Here is a 15,303-nt window from a genome sequence, read left to right on the forward strand (position 1 = left end):
ACATTAGCAATAACTTACTATAACAAAACGATAGCAATAGCAACTGCTAAACTAAATAACTACAACTCCTTTTCTTTCTTCTTTTTCTTCTTTTTCTTCCTTCTTTCTTTCTCTTCCTTTCTTCCTTCTTTTATTCTCTTACTTCCTTTTCTTTATCTATTGGTATGAGGAGGCAAGATATACTGTTGGTAATATTTGCTGGTACAATAGGCTATGTACTAGGTCTTCTGCTAGGCTTGCTAGGCATAGTACTGGCTTGCATGCTGGTATTTGCTATAGGCATGTATCTTGTTAGAAGAGAGTTAATGAGTAATGGTACAAGCATGGGCATGAACAATATCATGCTTATAAACAGACCAATGAGCAGATTAAGGTATAGGTGCCTATCATGCTATCATATCTACACTGGGAAGAGGGAATGCCCTAAGTGCGGATCAAAGGCAAAGCAGGCTGAGTTCTAATCAATAGCAATAGTTCATAGTAATAGTAGTAATAGTAGTAGCAGCCTTCCCTTTCTTCTTTCCCCTCCCCTCTCTTCTTCTTTCTTTATTCTATGAATGAGAATGAAGGCAAAGGAGGAGACATTAATGGTGGAGAATATAGGTAACGGGTATAGAGTAACAAACTTCACAAAGGGTAGTGAGTACAAAGTAACCCTAGTGCCATTGAACTGTACATGCCCTTCATTTAAGTTTAGGAGACAGTGCAAGCATATCGATATGGTTAAGAGGATAGCAGAGAAGGAGCGTAAGGAGGAAGAGCAAAGGCACAAAGGTATTGCTGTGGAGAGGACTGAAGACCTCTTAGTCCTTGATTAACTCCTCCTTTCTTTATCTTTCCTTTATTTCTTTATTTAGTGAATGAGAGAAGGAAGGAGGAAGAGGTAATTATGATGGAGGTATAGCATAATTCTACAGTTAAGGAGGCAACCACTCTTAGTTACTGGTTATACAGAGGAGGAGAGCAAGCGTATAGATATTGAAGGTATTAGTGATGGGGAGTTCCAGTAAATGGTGAAGAGTAAGTAAGTAGGCTCTTTGCATTAACAAATAACGGAATGAGGCAGAAGGTTGTACCAGTATCGCTCATAGAGGATTATATATCACAAGGATGGGAGTTTGTAGCACTATTGCAGATAATAGGGTTATACTCACTGTCATAGTTTAATTTAAAAATGAATAAATAAATAAAGCTGATAGACAGTTTGGTTGTTATGTCAGCCTATCATAGAATATGTTGTAATCCTGATTGTTATTGTATAGCCTTGAATCTGTCCATACAGTATAAGCCTCTCTAGCACTAGTATTCACTATAGCGCTTGTTGCTATACCATGGTAATGACCTATGAATTGTTGTGTAGTACTGAATATATAAGTTACCTGATCTGTTACCCTAGCATAGTACCACTCTGAGATGTTTGTACATGAGCTAGTATCAGTACTCAAATGGCAATGGTAATGCCATAGCTTCCATGCTTTATTCTCAGTATTATCTCTCTTATCAAGTGCTGTTATATGTACTGTATTGGATTTTGTTGATACAGTTATAGCAGGTTCCCACTGATCTTTGCTGTTATTTGATACATTAAGCTCTCCAGATATATTACAGGATGAAGTGCTTACACAGTTTGTTATCTTCCTATACATTACATCTGTATCACTTGCTGATGTTGAAGTCTTTGAGACATAGACTAGATGGAGGTCCCAGTTGTTATCCACTGCCAATTGAGGGTTAGGGAATATAGGAGTAGAGGTTGTTGTGCCATTAATTGTATAACTTGATATGGAAGGTACATATATGAATTGGGCTATGTTATAAGGTGGGTTATTAAGTGAAGGAAACCATGTTGCTCCCCCATCGAATGATCTCCTCATCATTATATAGCCTGTTGTATTGATAACATCATTATATCTAGCCCATATAACATATATTATACCATTCTTACCTACCACTATATGGCAGAAGTTACGGAGAGGTGTTGGGTCTGATGAAGATGATGGCGGTGTATCAAGGATAACCTCTGAGCCAGCAGATGGCAATATCTTCTTGAACGTTATCCAGTTACTACGACCGATAGACTCTTGCCAACATACATATACATTGTTCCTATACTGACTGTTAGCATCCTTTATATCTGCTGCTATCCATGGCTTATCTACATTTCTATCCGTAGTATATTTAATTATATTAGGAGAACTACTCCACGTTGCTCCATTATCAGTTGATCTCCAGTAGAGTAGGTATGGAGTACTTGAAGAAGTTCCTGCTATACATGCTACAAAGAACTTACCATCTGTAGTGCTAGCAACTACTGGGTCATTGCTCCTATCAGTACCAGATGGTAGAGGCAGGAATCCTCTATCTGTCCATGAATTACCAGCATTTGTAGAATTGTATACTCTGCATTTGCTTATAGGATCATTATCATTAGGTGTAGGATCTGGTGTATTATCCATCAGTGCAGTAACAAGATAGTTGTTATTGTTAGCACTAACTGCTATATGGCTCTCCCTTTGTTGTTTATCCTCATTTGCATAACTTACAAGCACATCGTTGGAGAAGTCCCATGTTACATTTGCTGCAGTTACTACTACTATACTACTGCTACTAATAGCAGTAACTATAACTGCCATTATAATTAATGCTGTTATCACTCTCTTCTGCATTAATCATAGCAATTCTAGTCATATTTGATAAGATTATTTGTCAAAAAAAAAATGACAAAAAAGTTTAGATTTATATCTAGGTATAGAGAATATAGAAATGGGGATGATAGGCAGCATAAGCAATAAGAAGTATATACTCTTATATGCTGGAGCAATAGCAACGCTTGTTATATCAGCATCATTAATATTCAATGCTATAGCAGGACCAAAGTTAGAGTATGCTAGGCTAGAGATAAGCAGATACGATATGAATATTATATGGTCCAGTGATAGAAATGATCCAAGCAATATCATAAGATGTCCTTTACCTCAAGAAGAGGAGAAGAGGCTTGGATTCGTAACCCTAACATTGGATGATCTAAACAAGGTACCAAAGCTGAAGCAAGCAATAGACGATGTAGAAGCAAGCCTTGAAGATGCTATTAAGCGTGGATATCGTGAGTATTCAGCAATGGTAGATAGAGAGGGTAATGTGATAGAGAATAAGCCATGGCGATATTACTACTGGATAAAGGATGAGAATGGTTGCTATAATGATATGTGGCATACCTTAGGTTTGCTACAGGAGCAACCAGTAGTTGGTGGTACTGCAGTAGCTACACTTACAGAGGATGAGTATAAAGCAATAAAGTCCATGATATACAATGCTTATAGGACACAGTATACTCAAGAGGAGTTGAATAGGCTAGCAGAACTATACAAGGGCTTCCGTCCATCAGACCCTTCAGTAAATGCTACTCCTACAGATCTGTTAGAGAGCCAAATGGTAACTAAGGATTATGCAGATATGAGCAGTGCATATCTAGGCTTCTTCACTGCACTAATAAAGGTTGATGGTAAGTATTATGGTATAGCAATAAGTACCCTAAACAAGTAGAGAAGAGAAGGAGAGGGAGAATGGATGGATGGATGAAGGGAGGAAGAGTTTGGTTCTCTATCTATCTATCTATTTTTATTGGCTTATAATACTTGAAAGTAATACTTGAAAGATTAAGGAACTATATATTTATATTTATATTTACTCCAGTGGACTTGCGATTATATAATACTAGTGGTTATATAATGGTGTTGGAGGGTGAGTTGTTGAATGGCTAAACATATGATCACTCTAGTTGGGATAGTTATAGCCTCAGCATTACTGTTAGTCTATCTAACCTTGCAAGGTTATGAGAGCCAAGCAAGTAATAAACCTGAGGTAAGATATGTACAGATAGGGAAGTGGAAGTGCCCAGATACAGCATTAGTAACATTAACTGGTGAGCCTTTACCTCCAGTAAGGGTACCAACATACATACCAGAAGGTTATAGACCAGTAGACTGCTACTACTATCAAGGGACTGATCTGGAAATGTACTTCTTGCCTGAGGGTATAGATCCTACTGCTGTTGATGCTCCACGATATGCTATTCACTTTGGTGCTGTATGGCATGGTGCAGAGCATATGAAAGAGGCTAAGGAGAAGATTATAGATAGAGGTGTAGAGGTATTCTACGAGGAGAAGGCAAACTCACAGAGAGGTGATCTAATCCAGATATTTGAGATAAATGGTAACCTTGCAAGGGGTTGGGAGGCTGGCACAAAGAATAGCCTAGTGATATTGGATGGTAAGGTTATAAGCAGTGAACCATCATCCTATCCAGCAGTAGTATCAATGATAGATCAGAAGGAACTGGTATACTATAGTGTCGGTGGTTATGTACCAATGTCTGAGTTGAAGAAGATACTAGAGTCGTTAGAGAAACCCTAAATAATATTTTTCTATCTATTTATTTTTATTTGACTTATAATTTGAGAAGAGTGAACTACTATCATTATAATTACAATTTCTGTCTCTCTTTCTTCCTCCCTTCCTTTGTACTTGTAATTCTTTGCTTTATATTATGAATGGGACTACAGAAAGAGAAAGAACAGAAAGAGAAAGAACAGAAGAAGTGTTACCAGTTAGTATTCCAGCAACAGTATAACTTCTTAGAGACTGCAAAGACATTAGAGCCAGTAGTCCAAAGACTGCAAGACTTCCTCTTCCTCCTCATAGTAACAAGGGAGAACAAGATACCCCTAGTATGCCTAGATAGTAGCAGTAGTAGTAGTAGTGGTAGTGAGCAGTTATTCAACAGTGTAGCCCATGTTGCCATTATACCTACAAACATGCCTACAGATATGCATATGCACATATACGCCAGCATAAAGTTGAGGAGGCATTATGCAATACCCTTCACCACTATAGCAGAGCCATTCCCCTTGTACAGAGTAGAGGTAGAAGAACCCCTTATATTCGCATTCCATGCTAGGCAGAGGCAGGAGACCTCAAATATAGCCTCTTATCTAAGGAAGCATGACAGGTTGAGGACTTCCATATTCTATGCCTATGGTGAAGCAATGGTAAAGAAATTACAATCTGTGCATTATCATTGCTCCTTATTCATTGCCTCCAACAGCAGAATTACGCTACAGCAAGCATTTAGAGCATTACCACAGTTGCACTTTGCCTATACGCTGAAGAGCAACAGCAGGAAGAATAACAGATTCTATACTGAACTATTCAAGAAGCCAAAGAAGCCATTATTCTTTAACACATACTATCCTATACTATCAAGCACAGAGTTGGTATCGTTAATGCTACCAGATAGCATAACAGGCATAAGAGTACTTATAGACGGTATAAGACCATACACTACAGGCAGAATACTCTAAACTAACTAATCAAGTAGAATATACTAACTACTTTGGATAAGAAAATAATAATAATAAGAGTGATAGCAGAGGCTAATCTGCTATAGCATATTATTATATGGATAAGAATGAGTCATACTACTACCACTACCATATTACTGCTAACAGTAATAGTAGTAGCAGTAACAGCAGTACTAGCAATCTTTACAATACTGCAGGAAGAGGCATATGCTACCCATAACTACTGCAATACCCAACAAAACAGTACCTATACCTCATACTACTATAGGGAAGAGTGCTACTACTACGACTACAGAGAAAGGTTGATAAAGTATACGCTTAATGAGCAGAGCAAGGATTGGAGCTATGGTCAATCACAATCAATAACAAGTATAACAGAGACATGGTCTTACCATGCTAATGATATACTACAGAACCACTGCTATGAGTACTACTACTATACACAGTGGTATTATAGTGGTAGTGCTGGCAACTCTACAACGAACAAGAAGGACTGTGAGAGTTATGACTCTACTGGCAGAGAGATATACAGGGAGAAGGTCGATGAGTTCAAGACTGATGGCTGTGCTTCCTACTGCTATACTCATGAACGTAAAGATAACAGGAAGGACTACTATTACTACTATTACTCTAATACTGATTCATGGGATCAGCACTGCTATGAGATAGACAAGTATAATTACAGAAATACCAATACAGTTAGCGAGTATAAGTACTACCTATCTGAATGCGATAGGAAGAGTTCATGGGTTGAAGAGCATGAAGGTGAACCTATAACTGTTAATGCTATACTAACTAACGGTTATGAGCGTATAGAAGATTACTACTCAGGCAGTAGTGGTACTGATAGAAATACATGGGTCAAAAGTTGGTATGATACCCAAACAAAGAGGATATATACGTACATGTTAAGGGACTGGTACTATGCTTATTCTGGTTGCTGTTATGGTCAAGGTACCATAGAGTTCAACCCAACAAACTATACTGGCAAGTACCCATTCGATAGTTTATGTTATCCTTATGCTCTTGTAAAACAAAACTACCTGATAGAGAATGGAAAGCCTACTGGCAATAATGACGGTACATTTTACAGGGCAGATAAGTTCGAGTACAGGGTTAAGGGAATATACCTTCTAAGGAATGATCAAGAGGATCCATGCTATATCACTTCTGTTTCTTTCTCTAGCATGTCTCCTGCTTTAACACTAGAAGAATGCTATGAGTACTCCCCATATGGCTTCTGTAAGTGGGGTAAGATATCGATATCTGATAATGCTAGTTATGGCATACATACTATAGAGGCTACTGCTTACTATAGAGTACCTTCATACAGGTACTGGACTACATACGAATACTGCTCTAACTGGTCATGTAGTAATGAAGCTCCAAAGTCAGAGTACTGGTACACAGATATGAGTTACCCTATCACACTAGCAACAGCAGACGTTAAGCAATATAACCCACAGTTCATAGTATTGCCATATCTAGCAATAGCAGATCCTAGCGATTGGTCGTATGAGAAGCAAGTGGTAGTAGTTCTACACTATCTAGGCAACAAGGATCAAGACGGGAATATAAATGAAGGGCAGAGAGTCTTGATAAATGAACTAGAGGATAAGGAGCATGCATATGAAGTGCTGAAGGGCTATGGCCTCCCCAACGTTGATCCTTCTACAGTAAAGAAAGAACTAGTACTAGATATTAGGTTTAGAGCCTTGAGCAGTAATAACTGCTTAGATAGCACGTTTATAGCCCTTGACAGGGATAACGATAGTTATACAGACGAGTTACTCCTACTGCAAGAAGGTTATTATGCTATATCACTGCATTATAGAGGCACTAACATGCAAGATATTATGTTAGACTTGCAGAATAACCAGTTAGCAGACTCTACATTACAGCAGAGGTACTACACTAAAGCATTAACTATAGCAGGCTATGATACCCAACAAGATAAGGAGTTGTTTGCTCTAGAGTACGTATACCCAGCAAGGCAGTTCTATGCTACAGTAGTAGTAAAGAGTGTTAAACAATCAAGCACAGGAGGAGGGCTAGAGCCATTACCAGTATACAGGATAAAGATAACTGTACAAGACTATACAGGCTCATTGCCATTGCTAGGCTACCTATACGCTAAGTACCAGTACGATATACTGCATAGATATGGGGTTAATGACCAAACGCTAGCATACAAGCCACTATGCCTTGAGAATGCTCAAAGTACATATACTCAGGCAGTATATGAGCAGTTTAACACAGCACAAGGAGTAGCATGGGTAAGGCTTACCTCCTTACTCATAGGTGAGAAGGCTAAGCAAGCGTTACAAGTGCAAGATATACTAGAGATTCCATTACAATACGCATTACAAGCACCAACTCCCTACACAGTAAAGGTTGAGATACAACCTTATCCTTATGGCTATTCAAAAGAGAATACATACATGCTACCAGCATTCCAGCAGTACCAGCAATTCGTGTACTATGCCAACAATGGGTTCTACATATGGACTGATAAATATGCAAAGAGGTATGGTGAGAATCTAGTTATTATTATGCCTAGATACTTTAGGCTTAACGAACTTTATCTAGCATATGAAACACCAGAAGGCTGGGTATATGAGCAGATACCTGTAGAGCAATGTAGGCTAGGTTGCACTCTATCAGTAGGCAATGGTAGAGCAAACATAACAGCATATGACGAGTGGTTTGGTATAGCACTAGCCTCATTCCCTGCAGTGATGGTAGAGCAACCTACCAACGATCCTTACATAGGCTGGACTATGCTAGCAATTACAGTAGTGGTATCATTCTTCATAATTGCAATATTGAAGTGGTTAAGAAGAATGCAACAATAATAATAACAACACTATTAGAGTAAGGGAAGGGAAAAAGAAAGAAAGAAAGGGAGAAAAGAAAGAAAGAAAGGGAAGAGGAGAGGACAGTCAGTCTATACTCAGCCTTGCTCTTGTTAATGCTTCCTCTATCTCCATACTAGTACTGTTACCGCTACTAACACTACTACCATTACCATTACCATTACCATTACCAACATGACTATCACTATTACTGCTAGCAGTAATAGTAACGCTTTGCTCTATCTCCTTCTCTATCATTGCTTCGATAACATGTATCTTCTCTAATACCGCCCGCTTTATCAGTACCATACTCATAGTAGTACTATGCTTATATGGTGGAATGTACGTTAGGATATCCACATACGCCTTGAATGCCTCTTCTAGCAGTACCTTCCTTCTACTGTTATTGCTCTCTGCTACAGCAGAACTAAAGAGTGCATTTGCCTTATCTAGCGCCCTTGCTATACCTTCTATTGCCTCTAACCCCATATCATAGAATAAAGGAACAGGAATAGGAAGAAGACGAATTTTCTTTCCTTTTCTTTTCCTTTTCTATTTCTTTCCATATTATATTATAATATGGAATGAGTATGAGTATACAAGAGTTATGGGAGAAGAGGCAACTACTCTATAGGCTCTATGATATACAGGGTATAACAGCATGGAAGGCTAAGGACTTGCTAGTGCTTTATGAGCTATTTGAGGAGTATAACTTGCTAGACATACTGGATACTAGCAATAACAATAGCAATAATAACAATAACAATACAATAGTTGATACACTCCTGAAGATAAAGGATAGGCTCAACGAGGAGATAAGGGTGGCAAGCAAGGAGAAGGACTTCAAGGCTAAGGCAGTATTAACAAAGAAGCTGGATAAAGTGCTAACCCTAATTGCTCTTGTAGAGAGCAAGAATAGGGAAGGGCTAATGCGTATCATAAGCATGTATAGACTACTGAATAGGTATGAGGAGTTGAGGAATGCCCTCAAGGATATCGCTAATGCTAGTAATAGCAATAGCAACAGCGAAGATAGCATAGAGGCAATAACTGATAGAATAAGGGAAGAGTTGGAGAGGGAGATAATAGAGTTGAAGAAAAGGCTCAACAAGGAATAGCAATAGAACTGTAGGGAGTAGTAGCCAGCAATAGCCAGTAAAGTAAAGGGATAGGCAATGACTGTTACTGAAGGAGAAAGAGGGGATAGGACACGTTCAATAAGAAAGTTCCTATACTACACTCTCCTAACCATAGTCTATCTACTCAAGGGTATAGTGTTGATACTAACACTGCTGATAATGCTAGGGGAGAAAGGGTTGAAGAGGCTAAAGGTGTAGGTGTGGATAACAATAGTAGTAGTGGTAATAGCAGTACTAATAACAATAATAACAGCAATAATAACAACAATAGCCCTAGCAATAACAACAGCAATAGCAATAACACACGTATTGAGGAGGTTATCTTGGCTAACCCATATGCAGTCATTATAGGTTATGACGGTACTAGCAGGTTCTTTACCATAGAGGCAAAGGATAGAGTACATATCTTCATTACTGGGGAGACTGGTGCTGGTAAGAGTGAGTTGCTCAAGTTGTTAATGTACCAGAACATATTACGCAAGGAAGGCTTCATGCTCATAGATCCACATGGCTCTCTAGCAAGATCAGTATTAAGCATTCTAAAGACAAAGTTAACGGATGAGGAGTACAGCAACAGGGTCATATACATAAACCCAGAGGTAACTGACTACAAGATAAACCCATTAGAGATCAAGGATTACAAGAAGGCACATGTGGTGGTAATGTCATTCATATCAGCATTGAAGAACCTATACGATTATGCATGGGGAGATAGGCTTGAAACAATACTGAGGAATGCTATAAACCTTGTAGTAGAGTGTGATCCTCCCTGCATTCTAGGTAAGATTGCTAGGGTATTGGCAGATAACAAGTATAGGGATATGTTGATCAAAGGATCAGGGGATAAAGAGGTAGAGTACTACTGGAATAGCGTGTACCCAAACTATGCTAGAGAAGCGTTTACAGCAGTATATAACAAGCTGGATAAACTGTTATCCATTTCCTCAGTAAGGAAGACATTCAATGTCTTAGAGAGCAACTTAGACATAGAGGAGGCTATAGAATCAAACAAGATAATCATAGTTGATCTTGCCTCTGGCTTTACAGACGATATAACCAGATTCTTAGGCTCAATCTTTCTACACTTGGCATATATTACTGCTAGGAGGAGGATTGACCGTTATGATACTGCTAAGTTGCAGTCTATGCATAAGTACTATCTGTATATAGACGAGGCTCAACTCATTAGCACATTTGCTATAAGAGAGGTGTTGAACGCTCTAAGGAAGTTCAACATGCATGTAACCTTAGTTACTCAGTCCATAAATGCATTCGATAAGCAAGTGCAGAGAGAGTTACCAGCATTAGCAAGAACTGTTATATGCTTCAGATCAGATCCTGAAACAGCAGAGGTCTTTGCCCATTTATTTCAGGTCAAGCCAGAGCAGATATACACGCTACCATTGCATTACTTCTACTTCTACTCGCAAGGGGAAACAGCAGTTAGAGGGCTGGCAAAGAGCTATCCTCTAGGCTAATCCTCTAGGCTAACCCATTATTGTAACTAGAGAGTATATCTTGGACTACTACCTACTATCCTCTTTCCTTCTACTACATTATATTATGAGGGCATATATGGGTATGCCTACAGCAACAGCAACAGCAAATAAGGAAGGTAAGAATGGTAAGAATAACGGCAAGAGCAGTAAGGTAACCCTAGGCAAGTACATTATAAGCAAAGATAGGGCAATAGCAAAGGTAGCAACATATGACTTCCTTAACCCTACTGAGGACTTTCTTGGTATAATAGAGTGCAAAGGTAACATCAGGCATATAGAGAAGAAGGGAGATATGAAGCAGGATCTAGAGGTTATAGACTGCCATATAATAGTTGGAGCTCAAACAAGGGAGGTAGAGGAGGAGACAGAGCATGGCACTCTGGTAAGGAGAAGAGACGAGAGGTTTGAGGATCAGGACTTCTCATTAGTCTTGAATAAGGCAGTACTCCTGAGCAAGTTCAAGAAGTTACAGGACGAACTGAAGGACTTGACAGGTAAGCGTATAGTCATAGTAGGGTTAGGCAAAGTAGAGGACAAGAACTACTATGACTACTATGTTGCTACAGAGGAGAAGGCAAGGGAGGAAGGTGTGTTACAGGTACTGCAATAACAGTAGTAGGCAATAACAAAACCCAATACCTTTTTCTTTCTTTTTCTTCTCCTGAACGGAACAAGTTATATCTTTCTAACGTAGCAATATCCCAAATAGTCTATTAGCACTAACTTTATAAATATGAATCTTTAATTAGCAACGTTCAATGAGGGTGTAATAGGATGGCAATCAAAGTGCGGTTTCGACAAGCTACTGTTGAACCCGCAGTGATACCAACTCTACGTATTGATGTATATCTTATAAGTGATAGACCGATATACGTTATGGTACTTACAGCCGAGGCATCGATACAAACCTCGAATGGCTGGATTAGTTTAGGGGAAGCTCATTGTTATGATCACCCCTTATTCTTTACCATTAGTGGGCAAAGGGAGGCAATTGCTAGTACTAGGTTTTATTTGGAATTAGACCCATTTAGATTAGAGAGAATTGAACAGCTTAGGGGTAACGGAGATATCTACCTTAGGATCAAGGCTAATTATTGTACATTCGATCCTTCAGAATCTTTACACTTAGGAGTAAACCCTACTGTTAATCTAGAGTCTTTCTATATCGAGCAAGAACCTAATAGTGGGTTTAAGATACCCAAATCTGATTGGGTAGAGCAATTTCTGCCTAAACTTGGATATAAGAAGGTCAGACTTTTAGAGATTCCAATACTTGAAGCACCAACAGAGTTAAATGAACTAGTTATACATATAGATGAGGCATGGGAGCACTTCTCAATGGGCAATTATGAGGAAGTCTTAACAAGTTGCAGAAAGGGACTTGAGATTATAGAACGGTACCTGATTAATAATGGGTATAAGAAGACTATAGAAGTGAAGGGTGAACCAAAGACAGTTGCTGATTGGAAAGCCTTCTTAGGTAGTAGCGTTGGCGAAGATGTGGAAAAGATCTTTGATGGTCTAAAACACTTTACAAGCGTAGGTGCCCATGCAGGTAGGGTTATCTCTAGAGCAGAAGCAGAATATGCACTAATGTGCATGCATGGTATTAGTTCATATTTCCTTAAAATGATAAGGGTATCGGGTAGCACTCTTCCATCATAGTGTCTATCTACATTACAAGTATATGCTCTCTTCACTTATAGAGTAGGGATTTCATAATTATACAACATGGCAATAATTAATATTAAGCATGTTAGAAGGGTATATTTGAATGCCTATATGGTGGATTGCTGCTGGACCGCCAGAGAACTGGAAGGTTGCATTTGAGTCTGGGAGGATCTGGGGAGTAATAGATAAAAAGTTTACCCAATGGGATAAATTGTCTAAGGGTGACTATATCCTATTTTATGTAACTAAACCTGTTAGTGGCATAGTTGGTTATGGTGTTGTTAGAACAAAGTTTAAGCAAGATAAGCCACTCTGGCCGATGGAGGTAAGTGAAGGGAAAGTTATATGGCCATATAGGTTCGAGTTCGATATAGAATATTGCCTCCCTCAAGATAGATGGGAGATACATAAAGTCTCTTCCAATTATATGGCAGCTGTTGCAAGAGCAGGTTTTCAGCGAGTTAAGGAAGAAGAGGCCCAAGCCATTATAAGACAATTAACTTCAGGTATGAAATCCTGATCAGAAAGCCAGATCACTTCACTGCAAAATTAAAAGTTGTTAAGATAGGAAATAAGATTCACGACTCTCAATTACCTGATCTTTCAATCTACTATAGTTCGATTCAAATAAAGGCCTATTTTCACAGTATTAGAATATCTTTTTAGGAATATCTCTGCGCAATAAGTATCTCCCTTGTACCTCTAGCATAATACATAGACATACTCACCATTTAATTTGTCTTTCTCATCTATTACAATTGCTCTTCTTACTTATTCTAAGGCTCCTTCAATATGCTCTTAATAGCAGTACCACTCATTGCCTAACAGCTTCATATGATAACCTTCCATCTAGATATGCTCCTCAAGGATGAGTTAGAGGAGTAGTACATTAATGCTGCCACTATCTTATCCTCTAGATGCACCTTATTTCTCTTAAATATACCAGACTATTAACAATGTAGTTTAATCTACTCATGAGGTTAATTAGAATAACAAATAAAAGGATTGAAGAAGTGGAAACGTTATTTTAACAATTCATTACAACACAAGTATTATCTTTATTCTGGATGTTGTTTCCATGATCAACTGTATACCACCCTATTTAGCCCTAAGCTAAATAAATGGTTACTAATTCTAACTAACGAAGAAGTATTAATCTAGAGAGTCCCACCTACCTAAAATATGCTCTAAAACATACTCTACTATAGGTTTAAAATAACTCCTTCTTACCTCGTTAAGGTATTCGTTCCTATCAAGTATTACATACTGTGCTGCAGCCTCATCAAATCGTAAGGTTTTGCCCTTAAACTTGTCAAGCTCTTTCAACGCATATTCCAGTTCAATACCCCAAGTTTCACACTCCCACTTTAAATCTACTAACCTTATTAGGCCACGCCTATAGCTAGTCTCATCTCTCCCATGCGTCTCGAATATATGGAACAGGATATGCTTCTTTTCAATATCCTCTGGAAGCAATGGTCTTTTATCTTCGCCCAAATATCTGTTAATGAATTCTACAGCCTCAGGCGCTATTATGTAGTAAATATCCCTAGTCTCACCTCCTCTAGTTGTGGCATAGTCAGTAGCCTTAGCAGCTAAACCCATATCCTTCAATGTCTTCAATATCTCGTCACGTTTATTCCTTATACGCTGATCCCTTAGCAAACATGCATGAGAACCTTTTTTACCACAACTTGGTTCACCGCCATACCAAGACCAAATCTTGAGCCATTCTAAAAACCATGGACGTACGCTTTGATCTGTAAAGGTCTCCCTCCAGATAAATCGTATCAAGGGTTGTCTCTTGATAAGACTCTCTAACTCATTCTTCCTCTCTTGAATTATCTTTTTAATATGAGTTTTAGCTATCTCGCTTCCATAATTAGTAGTCCTAACCAGATCAAGTTTATACCATGTCCACTTCTCCACATAACCTACAGCCCAAAGAACCTCATAAGATTGGCAATGATCTTTACATTCACTTTCACGCATACCATTGCCGGGACTATGTACATTCTGGGCTATATAGATCCAACAGAGTTGGCGTATTAGATTACTATCCTTCAATAGCACACAATCGGCTAGAGGTTTGAATAAGAAGTATGTCTGCTTGCCAGATATAAGCTGTATTCCAAATAGCCCTGCTCCTTCTAGTGCATTCCTTACCTCATCCCAATAGGTTCCACCTATTACACTACTTATACGATTTATAGTCTCTTTGGAAGCACCACTCTTGCATAACTCTTGTAGAGCATACATACATTCGGGTATCGAGGTTATCTTAGCTAGGTATTCTCTAAATATGCGGGATCCTTCTATAAAGAGTATACTTCCTATATTATCAATAACCTCGTTCCAATCATCATCGCTAGTTGGGTAATAATTTATTTCTAGCCTGTTATCCTCCTCCCTTATTACACCCTCCTCAATCAACCTGTTTTTACATTCTTCAACTATTAACTCTCGATGAATGCTGCTAAACCCCTTAAGGGCTGGATAAGATCCGCCACTCCTCTCTATGTAACCCCCACAGGATATCAAGATGCTCAATAACCCAACCTCTACAGGGTTACCCCTTTTTGCAACATTTCTAATCTTATACTCTACTAATGAACGAGGGTTAAGCATTACTACCTCACTAATCATTTTTAATTACAAATATTTATATTTGTAGGGTAGCTGTAGTGGGGTTTCTACAGCAATTATCAAGTGATCTGATCTGATGTAAATAGTTAGACTGGTATATAACAGATTTGATGGAATCTGTTATAAGTATGTC

15 protein-coding genes are annotated in these 15,303 nt (G+C 38.6%); 12 read left to right on the forward strand and 3 right to left on the reverse strand.

The features are described 5' to 3' along the window. Window positions 1-164 precede the first annotated feature (164 nt). Complete coding sequence (locus tag CRG89_RS04205) at window positions 165-461, forward strand: hypothetical protein (protein WP_103287078.1); 297 nt, start codon at window positions 165-167, stop codon at window positions 459-461. Between the two features lie 126 nt (window positions 462-587). Next, entirely contained in the window at window positions 588-818 is a 231-nt protein-coding gene (locus CRG89_RS04210) for an SWIM zinc finger family protein (RefSeq protein ID WP_158648709.1), read from the forward strand. A gap of 393 nt (window positions 819-1,211) precedes the next feature. Here the strand turns inward: CRG89_RS04210 and CRG89_RS04215 are convergent, their stop codons facing one another. Beyond that, window positions 1,212-2,666, reverse strand: coding sequence for a sialidase family protein (locus tag CRG89_RS04215; protein ID WP_103287080.1), 1,455 nt, complete (start codon window positions 2,664-2,666; stop codon window positions 1,212-1,214). Between the two features lie 103 nt (window positions 2,667-2,769). Between CRG89_RS04215 and CRG89_RS04220 the strand changes: the two genes are divergently transcribed. The 4 genes from CRG89_RS04220 to CRG89_RS04235 all read left to right on the forward strand — a co-directional run bounded on the left by CRG89_RS04220 (window position 2,770) and on the right by CRG89_RS04235 (window position 8,215). After that, window positions 2,770-3,543 (forward strand): hypothetical protein, encoded by a 774-nt coding sequence (locus CRG89_RS04220; protein ID WP_148695190.1) that lies wholly within the window; start codon window positions 2,770-2,772, stop codon window positions 3,541-3,543. A gap of 210 nt (window positions 3,544-3,753) precedes the next feature. Next, window positions 3,754-4,413, forward strand: a complete 660-nt coding sequence (locus CRG89_RS04225) for a hypothetical protein (RefSeq protein ID WP_103287082.1) — start codon at window positions 3,754-3,756, stop codon at window positions 4,411-4,413. 137 nt (window positions 4,414-4,550) lie between these two features. Next, window positions 4,551-5,360, forward strand: coding sequence for a hypothetical protein (locus tag CRG89_RS04230; RefSeq protein WP_103287083.1), 810 nt, complete (start codon window positions 4,551-4,553; stop codon window positions 5,358-5,360). A gap of 107 nt (window positions 5,361-5,467) precedes the next feature. Next, the gene (locus CRG89_RS04235; RefSeq protein WP_103287084.1) at window positions 5,468-8,215 is read left to right on the forward strand and encodes a hypothetical protein; all 2,748 of its coding nucleotides are present in this window, start codon (window positions 5,468-5,470) and stop codon (window positions 8,213-8,215) included. Between the two features lie 87 nt (window positions 8,216-8,302). Here the strand turns inward: CRG89_RS04235 and CRG89_RS08705 are convergent, their stop codons facing one another. After that, complete coding sequence (locus CRG89_RS08705; protein WP_148695189.1) at window positions 8,303-8,704, reverse strand: hypothetical protein; 402 nt, start codon at window positions 8,702-8,704, stop codon at window positions 8,303-8,305. A gap of 101 nt (window positions 8,705-8,805) precedes the next feature. Between CRG89_RS08705 and CRG89_RS04240 the strand changes: the two genes are divergently transcribed. The 6 genes from CRG89_RS04240 (at window position 8,806) to CRG89_RS04260 (ending at window position 13,044) form a co-directional block, all read left to right on the forward strand. Further along, window positions 8,806-9,333, forward strand: coding sequence for a hypothetical protein (locus tag CRG89_RS04240; protein WP_148695188.1), 528 nt, complete (start codon window positions 8,806-8,808; stop codon window positions 9,331-9,333). Window positions 9,334-9,390: 57 nt separating this feature from the next. Continuing rightward, entirely contained in the window at window positions 9,391-9,552 is a 162-nt protein-coding gene (locus CRG89_RS08710) for a hypothetical protein (RefSeq protein ID WP_158648710.1), read from the forward strand. Window positions 9,553-9,554: 2 nt separating this feature from the next. Continuing rightward, on the forward strand, window positions 9,555-10,832 hold the full coding sequence (locus CRG89_RS04245; RefSeq protein ID WP_103287086.1) for a type IV secretory system conjugative DNA transfer family protein: 1,278 nt from the start codon (window positions 9,555-9,557) through the stop codon (window positions 10,830-10,832). A 97-nt stretch (window positions 10,833-10,929) separates the two neighbouring features. Next, entirely contained in the window at window positions 10,930-11,463 is a 534-nt protein-coding gene (locus CRG89_RS04250) for a hypothetical protein (protein ID WP_158648711.1), read from the forward strand. Window positions 11,464-11,627: 164 nt separating this feature from the next. Beyond that, the gene (locus CRG89_RS04255) at window positions 11,628-12,518 is read left to right on the forward strand and encodes a hypothetical protein (protein ID WP_103287088.1); all 891 of its coding nucleotides are present in this window, start codon (window positions 11,628-11,630) and stop codon (window positions 12,516-12,518) included. A gap of 109 nt (window positions 12,519-12,627) precedes the next feature. Continuing rightward, window positions 12,628-13,044 (forward strand): EVE domain-containing protein, encoded by a 417-nt coding sequence (locus CRG89_RS04260; protein WP_103287089.1) that lies wholly within the window; start codon window positions 12,628-12,630, stop codon window positions 13,042-13,044. Window positions 13,045-13,676: 632 nt separating this feature from the next. Here CRG89_RS04260 and CRG89_RS04265 read toward each other — a convergent pair. Next, window positions 13,677-15,170: a hypothetical protein gene (locus CRG89_RS04265; RefSeq protein WP_103287090.1), complete on the reverse strand. Its 1,494-nt coding sequence runs from the start codon at window positions 15,168-15,170 to the stop codon at window positions 13,677-13,679. Between the last annotated feature and the right edge of the window lie 133 nt (window positions 15,171-15,303).

Origin of the sequence: Candidatus Nitrosocaldus islandicus, assembly GCF_002906215.1 — an archaeon.
Taxonomy (GTDB): Archaea; Thermoproteota; Nitrososphaeria; order Nitrososphaerales; family Nitrosocaldaceae; genus Nitrosocaldus; species Nitrosocaldus cavascurensis.

Coding starts and splice junctions, on each gene's coding strand:
- CRG89_RS04205 (WP_103287078.1), top strand. CDS start 165: ATGAGGAGGCAAGATATACTGTTGGTAATATTTGCTGGTACAATAGGC.
- CRG89_RS04210 (WP_158648709.1), top strand. CDS start 588: ATGGTGGAGAATATAGGTAACGGGTATAGAGTAACAAACTTCACAAAG.
- CRG89_RS04215 (WP_103287080.1), bottom strand. CDS start 2,666: ATGCAGAAGAGAGTGATAACAGCATTAATTATAATGGCAGTTATAGTT.
- CRG89_RS04220 (WP_148695190.1), top strand. CDS start 2,770: ATGATAGGCAGCATAAGCAATAAGAAGTATATACTCTTATATGCTGGA.
- CRG89_RS04225 (WP_103287082.1), top strand. CDS start 3,754: ATGGCTAAACATATGATCACTCTAGTTGGGATAGTTATAGCCTCAGCA.
- CRG89_RS04230 (WP_103287083.1), top strand. CDS start 4,551: ATGGGACTACAGAAAGAGAAAGAACAGAAAGAGAAAGAACAGAAGAAG.
- CRG89_RS04235 (WP_103287084.1), top strand. CDS start 5,468: ATGAGTCATACTACTACCACTACCATATTACTGCTAACAGTAATAGTA.
- CRG89_RS08705 (WP_148695189.1), bottom strand. CDS start 8,704: ATGGGGTTAGAGGCAATAGAAGGTATAGCAAGGGCGCTAGATAAGGCA.
- CRG89_RS04240 (WP_148695188.1), top strand. CDS start 8,806: ATGAGTATACAAGAGTTATGGGAGAAGAGGCAACTACTCTATAGGCTC.
- CRG89_RS08710 (WP_158648710.1), top strand. CDS start 9,391: ATGACTGTTACTGAAGGAGAAAGAGGGGATAGGACACGTTCAATAAGA.
- CRG89_RS04250 (WP_158648711.1), top strand. CDS start 10,930: ATGGGTATGCCTACAGCAACAGCAACAGCAAATAAGGAAGGTAAGAAT.
- CRG89_RS04255 (WP_103287088.1), top strand. CDS start 11,628: ATGGCAATCAAAGTGCGGTTTCGACAAGCTACTGTTGAACCCGCAGTG.
- CRG89_RS04260 (WP_103287089.1), top strand. CDS start 12,628: ATGCCTATATGGTGGATTGCTGCTGGACCGCCAGAGAACTGGAAGGTT.
- CRG89_RS04265 (WP_103287090.1), bottom strand. CDS start 15,170: ATGATTAGTGAGGTAGTAATGCTTAACCCTCGTTCATTAGTAGAGTAT.